Origin of the sequence: Bacillus sp. SH5-2, from assembly GCF_008368905.1 — a bacterium.
Classification (GTDB): domain Bacteria; phylum Bacillota; class Bacilli; order Bacillales; family Bacillaceae_G; genus Bacillus_A; species Bacillus_A luti.
The window spans coordinates 1-11017 of the sequence record NZ_QOSD01000008.1; the positions used below are offsets into that span (position 1 = coordinate 1).

At 33.8% G+C, this 11017-nt stretch carries 11 protein-coding genes and 1 pseudogene; 11 read left to right on the forward strand and 1 reads right to left on the reverse strand.

What is annotated here, in order from left to right:
- From DN410_RS28155 to DN410_RS07545, 6 genes are all read left to right on the forward strand, one after another.
- Positions 1-217: hypothetical protein (locus DN410_RS28155; RefSeq protein WP_218947466.1), on the forward strand; the 217-nt coding region annotated here is incomplete at its 5' end.
- A 763-nt stretch (positions 218-980) separates the two neighbouring features.
- Positions 981-2291, forward strand: a complete 1311-nt coding sequence (locus DN410_RS07525) for an aromatic amino acid transport family protein (protein ID WP_149176028.1) — start codon at positions 981-983, stop codon at positions 2289-2291.
- 294 nt (positions 2292-2585) lie between these two features.
- On the forward strand, positions 2586-2939 hold the full coding sequence (locus tag DN410_RS07530; RefSeq protein WP_149176029.1) for an ArsR/SmtB family transcription factor: 354 nt from the start codon (positions 2586-2588) through the stop codon (positions 2937-2939).
- Between the two features lies 1 nt (position 2940).
- On the forward strand, positions 2941-3381 hold the full coding sequence (locus tag DN410_RS07535; protein ID WP_149176030.1) for a DNA mismatch repair protein: 441 nt from the start codon (positions 2941-2943) through the stop codon (positions 3379-3381).
- An 89-nt stretch (positions 3382-3470) separates the two neighbouring features.
- Positions 3471-5225 (forward strand): SulP family inorganic anion transporter, encoded by a 1755-nt coding sequence (locus DN410_RS07540; protein WP_149176031.1) that lies wholly within the window; start codon positions 3471-3473, stop codon positions 5223-5225.
- A 147-nt stretch (positions 5226-5372) separates the two neighbouring features.
- Positions 5373-5714, forward strand: coding sequence for a zinc ribbon domain-containing protein YjdM (locus DN410_RS07545; RefSeq protein ID WP_025149717.1), 342 nt, complete (start codon positions 5373-5375; stop codon positions 5712-5714).
- A gap of 223 nt (positions 5715-5937) precedes the next feature.
- On the opposite strand, the gene DN410_RS07550 is transcribed toward DN410_RS07545, so the two are convergent.
- A complete protein-coding gene (locus DN410_RS07550) occupies positions 5938-6420 on the reverse strand; it encodes a VOC family protein (RefSeq protein WP_149176032.1) in 483 nt (160 codons plus the stop codon).
- A gap of 512 nt (positions 6421-6932) precedes the next feature.
- Between DN410_RS07550 and DN410_RS07555 the strand changes: the two genes are divergently transcribed.
- The 5 genes and pseudogenes from DN410_RS07555 to DN410_RS07575 all read left to right on the forward strand — a co-directional run.
- The gene (locus DN410_RS07555; RefSeq protein ID WP_149176033.1) at positions 6933-7448 is read left to right on the forward strand and encodes a heme-degrading domain-containing protein; all 516 of its coding nucleotides are present in this window, start codon (positions 6933-6935) and stop codon (positions 7446-7448) included.
- 46 nt (positions 7449-7494) lie between these two features.
- Positions 7495-7968 carry a tautomerase family protein gene (locus tag DN410_RS07560; RefSeq protein ID WP_149176034.1) on the forward strand — a complete coding sequence of 158 codons (474 nt, stop codon included), beginning with the start codon at positions 7495-7497 and terminating at the stop codon, positions 7966-7968.
- Positions 7969-8550: 582 nt separating this feature from the next.
- Positions 8551-9765, forward strand: a complete 1215-nt coding sequence (locus DN410_RS07565) for an MFS transporter (RefSeq protein ID WP_149176035.1) — start codon at positions 8551-8553, stop codon at positions 9763-9765.
- A gap of 16 nt (positions 9766-9781) precedes the next feature.
- Positions 9782-10621, forward strand: coding sequence for an aldo/keto reductase (locus tag DN410_RS07570; protein WP_149176036.1), 840 nt, complete (start codon positions 9782-9784; stop codon positions 10619-10621).
- Between the two features lie 193 nt (positions 10622-10814).
- Positions 10815-11017: pseudogene (locus DN410_RS07575) on the forward strand (RNA-guided endonuclease InsQ/TnpB family protein); the annotation flags it as partial.

Here is an 11017-nt window from a genome sequence, read left to right on the forward strand (position 1 = left end):
CCTTAAGTTGATGGCTATGGTCCATATGGGCAGCTTATTTTATTTTTCGTTTTGCGTAGGTTTTTGCAAAATGTTAGTCGTTCTCTCATTGCTATCAATTCAAAAAGGTATTTTCTTAAAAATGTATATGAATGCAATAGTGATAATATATATCCTGAAAGATCGGTTTGTTCGTTCAAAAAGATATTTCTTTTTAATCGCATTAATTATTTATTAGAATATCTTTTGTGTCTGAAAAATGATTTTTCAATAAAGGTGGATATAAATATCTTTATAATAAGTAACTTAGGTAGCTAATGTAATATTGTATTTTTTTCTAACTAATACAACTTTAAGCATTTAAAACAATTGCTACATACTAACTGTAAAATATTATCCATATAAAATTTTGTCCGCTAAATATTTCTGAAAATATAAAAATATTAATTTTATAAATATACACGTTATAATGAGGGCGTCGAGAGAAAATTTATTATCTCTGGAGAAAATATAAAAAATGCGATGACTAGTAAGAAAGGTGTGTGATTAGAGGCAAAATGTATGTAAAGCGCTTTAGTGGCTTGTGTAAGCAATAGCATTAATGCTGACGAAGTTATTAAAGTAATGCACAGATTCGAGAGACAAATGCCTCACAAATTAAGAGAGGCCGGTTTATCTGAAATTACTGTTAAAAGTAAAAAGGAGAGAACCATTAAAGTAATAAACAGTTAGTAGAAACGTTGTAACGCATTTAGGAAATCTATTCTATATTTTTCTCTTAGCGGGTCTTTATATAAATGGTCAGTATTTTGAGTAAACTGTTTTGTGAACGCTAACAATTATATAAAGATGCCGACTAGCGAATGTTTCAATGTGGATTAATTTTGATGAAGGTCATACAATGTGGGGCAACTTGTAAGACATTCATTTTTTCTGGAAAGGTAAATGTTCGTTAGCCATAAAGAGAGAGGTAAGAATAGGAGATAAGGGGGATTTATTATATGAACGGGAATACTGCAAAGAAAATAGAAGTTCAAGCTGAAATGAAAAATGAGCAATATGCAGATCCAAAAAAGTGGCATAAGCAGGATACTACTTGGGCACTGAGTCTATTTGGAACTGCAATTGGAGCAGGGGTGCTCTTTTTACCGATTAATGCAGGTTCAGGTGGTTTATTATCATTACTACTAATTACATTACTTGCATATCCAGTTATGTATTATTCACATAGGGCGCTTGCTAAAATGATATACGCTTCTAATTCTGCTGATGAGGGGATCACAGGTACAATTAGAGAGTATTTCGGAAATAAAGCGAGTATCATTTTTAACATCGTATATTTCGGTTCAATTTATACAATCGTACTAATGTATTCGGTTGCGCTTACAAACACTGCAAGTAGTTTTATCGTGCATCAATTGCACATGCCAGAACCTCCAAGAGCTATTTTATCACTTGTATTAGTTCTTGGTCTTATCGCTATACTGAATTTTGGCCAAGATATTACTGTAAAGGTCATGAGTATGCTAGTGTATCCTTTCATAGCTTCTCTACTGTTTATCGCAATATCTTTAATTCCACAGTGGAATACTTCAATGCTTAGTTTTTCAGCTGTTTCTACTTCTTCAACAGGAACAGGATATTTTGGAACGATATTAATGATTCTACCAATCATCGTATTCTCATTTAATCATTCACCTATGATTTCATCATTTGTTGTGAAACAGAGAGCTACGTATGGAATCGAAGCCACTGATGCTAAATGTGCGCAAATACAAAAGGTTTGTTATATCATGACATTTGTTGTAGTTATGTTCTTCGTTTGGAGTAGTACATTGAGTTTGACTCCAGATGATTTGAAAATGGCAAAAGAACAGAATTTATCAATCCTTTCATATCTTGCTAATGAGCTTAATTCGCCTATAATCACTATTGCAGCTCCTATCATTGCTTTTGTGGCTATTACAAAGTCTTTCCTTGGTCATTATATCGGAGCATATGAGGTAATGCGTGACGTGATTATGAAGTTTGGTAAAACACGTGGGAAAGATATAGAAGAAAAAACAATTAAGACAATAATCCTTACTTTTGTCGTATTAACATGCTGGTATGTTGCTTATGCAAATCCAAGTATTCTTGGAATTATTGATTCTCTAAGCGGTCCATTAGTTGCTGCTATCTTATGTCTATTACCGATGTATGCGATTCAAAAAGTACCAGTACTAGCTAAATACAAAGGGAAAATGAGCAACGTATTTGTTATTATTGTAGGTGTACTTACTGTTTTAGCAAGTATTAAGTCATTATTCTAATTCACGATTGTAATGAATTAAATTTATATAAATAAGTTTACTCATCCAATAGTATCAAGATCTAAAACTAAAAAAATTAAATTACTAAGCGCCTACCATATTAGTCACACATAATAGGGTAGGCGCTTTTATCTTTAGTAATTGAATAGTATATGTCTCTACCTGGGTTTTATTTAATATTTCAAAATGTGTATTGAAAATCTGAAGTTTTAAAAGTATCATATACATATTCAAACATTTGAAGATGTATATGATACTTTTTTAAAATTGAGGGTAAGTAATGGAGGGGTTTGAATGGGAAACGAAATGCAACAATTTAAAGCAGATTTCTTTAAAGCATTAGCACATCCTTTGCGAATAGGTATTTTAGAATTATTGTCAGAAGGTGAAAAAAGCGTAAATGAAATTCAAGCTATTTTAAATAAGGAAGGATCAGCTGTTTCTCAGCAGTTAAGTGTACTACGCTCAAAAAATATTGTTGTTGGTACGAAAGATGGGAAAAGAGTTTTATATTCTTTACGAGATCCTATCATTGTGGATTTATTGGTTGTTGCACGGAAGATTTTTAACAATCATTTAATCGATACGATTTCAATGTTAGAGGAGCTAGATGAAGCAGAAGGTGAACTGATAAGCAAGGAGGGATAGGTTGAGTATTGAAGTAAAGAAAGAGGACATCATCCAACATGGGATTGAAATATTTCGCTTATCAGGAGCTTATCACGTTTGTAAAGTTTGTATTAACAGTGGGAATTCTTGTTGTTTTTCATGCCAGCATTTACAAGATGGAGTTGGATGTCAACAAAGAAATACAGCTTGTACAGCTTGGTTGTGTGGGATGCAAGGTTTTTTATTTGACCAAATAGGATTACTAGATGAATGGAATCGTTTTTGGAGTGAAATTCCAGGACAAATGTTTCGTAGAGATAGTACTCCAGATACGGTAAGGATTACATCGTTTATTGATACGAAGAAGCTAGATAGCCGAGATGGAGAACAGCTAGCGGAAAGATTGAAATCCTATGTACAAGAAGGTGGCGATATAGGTAAATTAGAGCACCATTTAAGCAAAACGTATAGTGAATATTAATCTTTTGTAAAAATGAAGATTTCATGTATAAGGAACGAGAAATGTATTTGTAATCCGGATTGATTAAAAATAGAAAAGAAGGGTTTGTAATGAGAGGTTTATTTACGGGAAGGTTTGAAGGCTATTCATTAGGGCATTTTCAAAAGGATCTTCTTTCGGGAATGATTGTTGGAGTTGTTGCGATTCCACTTGCTATGTCTTTTGCTATAGCTTCTGGCGTTAAGCCGGAGTATGGGATTTATACAACTTGTATTGCCGGGATACTTATTTCACTGTTTGGTGGTTCGAAGTATCAAATTGGAGGACCTACAGGTGCTTTTGTTCCGATTCTTTTAGGAGTTGTAATTACCTATGGATACGAAAATTTACTACTCGCGGGTTTAATGGCTGGAATTATTTTATGTCTTATGGGAATCTTCAAGCTAGGCTCTTTAATTAAGTTTATTCCACGTCCTGTAACAATTGGTTTTACGTCAGGTATTGCTGTTATTATCTTTACGGGACAAATTGCTAGTTTTTTAGGTTTAACAGGTATAAAAAAGCATGAGGAATTTTTAGCGAATCTGAAGGAACTCTTCACTCATATTAATACTACCAATTTTTATAGTGTTATAACTGCTTTGATTTGCTTTTTTGTTATAATCACAACACCAAAGATTTTGCCGAAAGTGCCAGGTTCATTAGTAGGCGTTGTTATTTCAACTATAATTGCAACTGTATTTTTCTCGGGTCATGTACCTACTATTGGTACAGCATACGGTACGATTCCAAATACACTTCCGCAGTTTGATATACCAGAAATTACATTAGCACGTATAGAACAGTTAATTGGTCCTGCATTTGTTATTGCGATGCTTGGCGGGATTGAATCTCTTTTATCCGCTGTTGTGGCAGATGGTATGACAAATAGTAAACATAACAGTAATAAAGAGCTTATCGGTCAGGGGATTGCCAATATTGTTACCCCGTTATTTGGCGGAATTCCGGCGACTGGAGCAATTGCTCGTACAGCGACTAATATTAAGAGTGGGGCTGTATCTCCGATGTCGGGTATTATTCATGGGGGATTTGTGTTATTGACACTTTTACTGTTAGCTCCATATGCTTCACATATTCCTCTTGCTAGTATGGCTCCTATTTTAATGGTGGTAGCTTGGAATATGAGCGAACAAAAACATTTTTATCACATACTTAAAATGAAGACAGGAGATTCTCTTGTATTACTAGTAACATTTTTACTTACTGTATTTACTAGTTTAACAACAGCTGTGGAAATCGGTCTTATTTTAGCTGTTATTTTGTTTACAAAACGTATGAGTAATATGCTTGTTATATCTAAAGTGCTTCCTGATCATACAAAAAAGAATGAAAAATTGTTACCACATGTTGTAAATAAAGCTCATGATTGCCCACAAATTAGTATTTATACAATAGAAGGGCCATTATTCTTTGGGGCTGCTCAAACATTTGAACAAAATATTTTAGCAACTATTCATTATAAACCTAAAGTTTTAATTTTACGTATGGGAAAAGTTCCTTTTATTGATACGACAGGAGAGTCGTATTTTAGGAATATTGTTCAGCATTTCCAAAAACAAGGTGGCGTACTTCTTATTTCAGGAATTCAATCCGAGCTAAAAATAGCTCTAGATAAGAACGGATTGTATGCTGAGATTGGGGAAGAAAACTTCTTTGATCACACAGGAGAAGCCATTGATTGTGCTTTAAGACATTTGAATACAAAAAAATGTATAGGGTGTAAGCATTTCGCTTTTCATGAATGCACCGGGCTTTCTCAGGAGATGAATACAAGAAAGAATAAAGCAAATGCATTAGAATATTAAAAAGTTTACTTTGGAGAATGTGGAGGAAGTTTTTTTATACATTCAACAAATGATTATCAAATGGCAAGAAGAGAGTGTCTTTCTTGCATTTAAATGAAAAAATATTTATCTTTTAGAATATACGATAACGAGTGGAGGAAATAAAATATGTCAAATTTACCAAACTGTCCAAAATGTAATTCAGAATACACTTACGAAGATGGAAATTTTTTTGTTTGTCCAGAATGTGCTCATGAGTGGACTTTAGAATCAGAAACTGAAAATAGTGAAGATACAAAGGTAATTAAAGATGCAAATGGAAATATTTTAAACGATGGTGATTCTGTAACAGTAATTAAAGATCTTAAAGTAAAAGGGACTTCATCAGTCGTAAAAATTGGTACAAAAGTAAAAAGCATCCGATTAGTTGATGGAGACCACGATATTGACTGTAAAATTGATGGTTTTGGAGCTATGAAATTAAAATCTGAGTTTGTTAAAAAGGTATAAATATTATTCCATTAAATAAATGAATATATATAGTTCTTCCTGTTGTACCTTATGTTCAGCGGAATTACCCTCATGTTAGTACCTTATGTTCAGCGGAATTACCCTCATGTTAATACTAAAAACCACCTTATTATAAAAGGTGGTTTTTAGTATTAACATGAGAAAATGTAGTATCTATTCACAAGGCTATTATAGGACTTGTAACCATCTTGATTTATATGAATTAGTCACGTCTAAATGGGCCTTTTGGAGCAATTAGCTCTAAATTAGTACCATCTGGATCACGGAAGTAGGCAACGCCTGTACCAAATCCAGATTTCAAGCCGTCTCCTTCTTGAAAGACAATTGGATCTCCATCTGGTTCTATCCCAATTGCTTTTAGACGCTCTACAGCGGCATCAATATCTTCTACTTCAAAACAAAGATGCATTGCACTAATTTGATCATTTGAGTAAGATGCTTTATCTGATTTAGGGACAACGTATTCTAGAATGTCTATATTCAAATTATCTAAGTGTAGGTTGGCATATTTAATGCGAGTATCTTCAAGTCCTTGGGTTTGCGCCATTCTCGTTCCGCCAATTTCATCGATGTTTGATATTTTCTTACCTGTTAATGCCTCATAAAAAACGATAGATTTTTCTAAATTACTTACTGTAATTCCGACGTGATTTACTTGTGAGAATCCTGCTGTTTTTTCACTCATTTTTGCTGCCTCCTATTTTTAGGTGGTGTAATGTATTCGTTTCACCAATCTTTTACTGTAATTAAAATGGGCCTTTAGTAGAAGTTCTATTCTAAGTTGTTTGTAACAACACCCGAGAAATATGAGAGTATTTTTTGATCAGAAAAGAATCTAGTATCGGCTAGGTTCTTTTTATTTTTCGTTTGTCTTGATACAAAAATTTGATGAATTTGAATTACAGCCATTGAGCAAAAAAGTTTGATATGAAAAATATTATTCTTTAGTACATACATTTTTAAGATGTTAAATATATTTCATAATAGTCTCTGTAAGATAGGGATAAGTAGAATAGTACTTTAAAGTACCTATAGCACTTTAAAGTGCGTACTTTTTATAACTTTGAATATCATTCATAATAGCATCAGTAAGAAGAAAACAAGCTTTACGGTACTAGTTAACAACGATGTTACAGCATTTTATTCAGAATCAGATTGATTGAAAGGCTGTACTATATGGCCTAATAATTTCAAAAAATGCCGCAGTGGCATAAAACAATTATGGAGGTTAAAGATATGAGTACTGCAAATTTGAATGAAATAAGTAAACAAATTGTAAAAGAGGAGGAAACACTTCAATTTTCCGCTTTTACAAATGAAGATGCCTTGCAACTAGGTTTATTTATCGTTGAAACAGCAAAGCGAGAGGGAAAATTGATTGCTGTTGATATAACGAAAAATGGTGTGCAATTATTTCATTTCAAGATGACAGGGACAAATGAGGAAAATACGAAATGGATTGAGCGTAAAAAACGAGTCGTTTCCCTGCATGATCGTAGCTCGTATTATATGCAGATACAAAGTGAAATAACTGGAATCTCATATAATGAAAAATATCTTTTAGATACTTCAGAATATGCTGCGTTTGGTGGATGCTTTCCTATCAGAATAAAAAACGTAGGGGTTATTGGAATGATAACAGTTTCAGGATTACCACCAGAAGAAGATCACGAATTGGTAGTAAGAGCAGTTAAAAATCATTTGAACCAATAGTTGTAGCTAGTGAATAAATAATTAATTAACTTTAGGGGGCAATACTATGCCATTAATTGAACTAAATACGTGGCCAACCATGTCAACAGAAGAAAAAAAGGAATTCATTTATAATGTAACGGAACTTACAATAAACCTATTAAAAATTGTCCCTGACAAAATTCAAGTGTTGATAACGGAACTTGAAAAAGAAAATTGGGGGAAAGCTGGGGCTGTAGCAAGTGATGCTACCTTTGCTGAGAAAAGTAGGGTGTCCAATTGGGAGACAAAAGAGTCTTACGATACACCGTCTGGTAACGTTGATGGAATGGCTATTATTAAGATTGATATATGGAATACATTTGATCAAGATACAAAGGATAAGTGGGTAAACGAACTTACACAAGTAACATCTAAATATACTCATGCACCTTTGGATAAAGTCCTTATTCTTATCCGTGAAATGATTCCAGGAAACTGGGGGCAAAGTGGTGTAACGGGGGCTCATGCAGATTTCCTTTCTAAAAGTCGTACATTTTAATTGTTAAATAAAAAAGGCGAAAATGAACATATTTCTGTTCGTTTTTGCCTTTTTATTATTTGTCTGCGGTAATGAACATGATCCTTTACATGTTTAAGCAATGTCCTCTAAAGTTGCCTCTACGGGAAAAGTGTATTTCTTCATTTGAAAGCCTTCTTCATGGAATGTAGATTTCAATTTTGGAGCAAAATAAGCTAGGTTATATAAATGTTACTTTTTAGTACCTATAGTACTTTAAAGTACGTACTTTTTATTATGTTAAATATCATTCATAATAGCACATGTGAGAGGGAAACAAGCTTTATGGTACGAGTAATTAACTATGTTACTTTTTAGTGCCTACAGTACTTTAAAGTGCGTACTATTCATTATGTTAAATATATTTCATAATAGTACTTGTAGGAGAGAGACAAGCTTTACGGTACTAAAAAGTGCCTATCGTACTTTAAAGTGCGTTCTTTAAAAAGAGAATGAAACCATTCATAATAGTGTTTGTAGAGATTAAATATATTTTTTGAAAGATAAAAGGGCCTTTTTATCACACTATTATGATAGGGATTATAGGGAAGAGGGGAAACTCAATTGAATTCATATACAGCATCGTCTTCAGAAGTTCAGACGAATCGAAGAAGTATATTTGCGTTATTAGCGCTAGCAATTAGTGCGTTCGGGATTGGGACAACTGAATTTGTTAGTGTCGGTTTATTACCATCTATTTCGGGAGATTTACATGTGTCGGTTACAACAGCTGGTTTAACAGTTTCTTTATATGCGTTAGGCGTAGCGTTTGGTGCTCCAGTATTAACGTCATTAACAGCTAATATGTCACGAAAAACGTTATTAATGTGGATTATGATTATTTTCATTATTGGTAACGGAATCGCAGCGGTAGCAACAAGCTTCACTGTATTACTTATTGCGCGAATTGTTTCAGCACTTTCGCATGGTGTGTTTATGTCAATTGGTTCAACGATTGCTGCGGCACTCGTACCAGAAAATAAACGTGCTAGCGCCATTGCTATTATGTTTACTGGCGTAACAGTTGCAACTATTACAGGGGCACCAATTGGAACATTTATTGGTCAACAATTTGGCTGGAGAACATCATTTTTGGCAATTGTGGTAATTGGAGTTATAGCTTTAATCGCAAATGGTATTCTCATTCCATCTAATATGAAAAAAGGTACGTCTGTATCATTCCGCGATCAGTTTAAATTGATTACGAACGGAAGACTGTTACTAGTTTTCATCATTACTGCATTAGGATATGGGGGAACATTCGTAACATTTACGTATTTATCTCCGCTATTACAAGAAGTAACAGGATTTAAAGCTAATACGGTTACTATCATTTTATTAGTGTATGGAATCGCCATTGCGATAGGGAATGTGATTGGCGGAAAATTATCGAATCATAATCCAATTCGAGCGCTATTTTACATGTTCTTTATTCAAGCGATTATATTATTTGTTTTAACATTTACAGCACCATTTAAGGTAGCTGGGTTAATCACAATTATTTTTATGGGACTATTCGCATTTATGAATGTTCCAGGGTTACAAGTATATGTCGTAATGTTAGCTGAACGATTTGTACCGAGTGCTGTCGATGTTGCATCGGCAATTAATATTGCGGCGTTTAATGCTGGGATTGCTCTTGGTGCTTATTTAGGCGGTATCGTAACGAATTCGTTAGGGTTAATTCATACGGCTTGGGTAGGCGGCATTATGGTAGTAGGTGCTGTTGTTTTAACAGCATGGAGTATGTCATTAGAAAAACGAGATCAAGCAAAATAAAAGGAGAGAAAATAAAATGAAAAACTTACAAAGTACAACAACATTGCATAACGGTGTAGAAATGCCTTGGTTCGGTTTAGGTGTATTTAAAGTAGAAGAAGGACCAGAACTTGTAGAAGCAATTAAAGCAGCAATTAAAGCAGGATACCGTAGTATCGATACAGCTGCAATTTACGGAAATGAAACAGCTGTAGGTGAAGGAATCCGTGCAGGTATTGAAGCGACTGGAATTTCAAGAGAAGAATTATTTATCACTTCAAAAGTATGGAACGCAGATCAAGGATACGAAGAAACAATCGCTGCATATGAAGAGAGTTTAAAAAAATTACAACTAGATTATTTAGATTTATATCTTGTTCACTGGCCTGTAGAAGGGAAATATAAAGATACATGGAGAGCGCTAGAAACACTTTATAAAGAAAAGCGCGTACGTGCAATTGGTGTAAGTAACTTCCAAGTACATCACCTGCAAGATGTAATAAAAGATGCAGAAATTAAGCCAATGATTAACCAAGTAGAATACCACCCTCGTTTAGCACAAAAAGAAGTACAAGCTTTCTGTAAAGAACAGGGTATTCAAATGGAAGCATGGTCACCACTTATGCAAGGTCAATTATTAGATAACGAAACATTACAAGAAATTGCTGAGAAACACGGTAAAACAACAGCACAAGTTATTTTACGTTGGGATCTTCAAAATGGAGTAATCACAATTCCAAAATCAACGAAAGAACACCGCATCATTGCAAATGCTGATGTATTTAACTTTGAATTAACGAAAGAAGATATGGAAAAAATCGATGCGTTAAACCAAAATCACCGCGTTGGTCCAGATCCTGATAACTTTGATTTCTAATAGAAATGAGTAAAAAGAGTGCAAAAAATTGCACTCTTTTTTATAGTTTCTATCATTCCTTTCGAGAGAACTCCCACCTCTAAACGTAAGTGAAGGTGGTGAGGTGAATCGAAAGAAATATTTTATTTTCAAGAAAAAAGCGGAAACATATGTTCTTTTTTGCTATAATATCCTTAACAAGGAGGTGAATAAAATGACAAAGGAAAATCCATCAAACTATAAAACTCTTCAAATCTGGATTAAAAAAGGGCATCGTATGTATTCTTATTTTCAAGAATGTTGTCATAACGCTAAGAATATGTACAACACCACAAACTTTTATATACGCCAGGTGTACACTGGATTAACACAAGAAAAAGAGTTGCAGCCTTTGCAGAAAGAAGTTCTGGATAATAT

Coding starts and splice junctions, on each gene's coding strand:
- DN410_RS07545 (WP_025149717.1), top strand. CDS start 5,373: ATGTCAAATTTACCAAACTGTCCAAAATGTAATTCAGAATACACTTAC.
- DN410_RS07530 (WP_149176029.1), top strand. CDS start 2,586: ATGGGAAACGAAATGCAACAATTTAAAGCAGATTTCTTTAAAGCATTA.
- DN410_RS07560 (WP_149176034.1), top strand. CDS start 7,495: ATGCCATTAATTGAACTAAATACGTGGCCAACCATGTCAACAGAAGAA.
- DN410_RS07555 (WP_149176033.1), top strand. CDS start 6,933: ATGCCGCAGTGGCATAAAACAATTATGGAGGTTAAAGATATGAGTACT.
- DN410_RS07570 (WP_149176036.1), top strand. CDS start 9,782: ATGAAAAACTTACAAAGTACAACAACATTGCATAACGGTGTAGAAATG.
- DN410_RS07540 (WP_149176031.1), top strand. CDS start 3,471: ATGAGAGGTTTATTTACGGGAAGGTTTGAAGGCTATTCATTAGGGCAT.
- DN410_RS07550 (WP_149176032.1), bottom strand. CDS start 6,420: ATGAGTGAAAAAACAGCAGGATTCTCACAAGTAAATCACGTCGGAATT.
- DN410_RS07525 (WP_149176028.1), top strand. CDS start 981: ATGAACGGGAATACTGCAAAGAAAATAGAAGTTCAAGCTGAAATGAAA.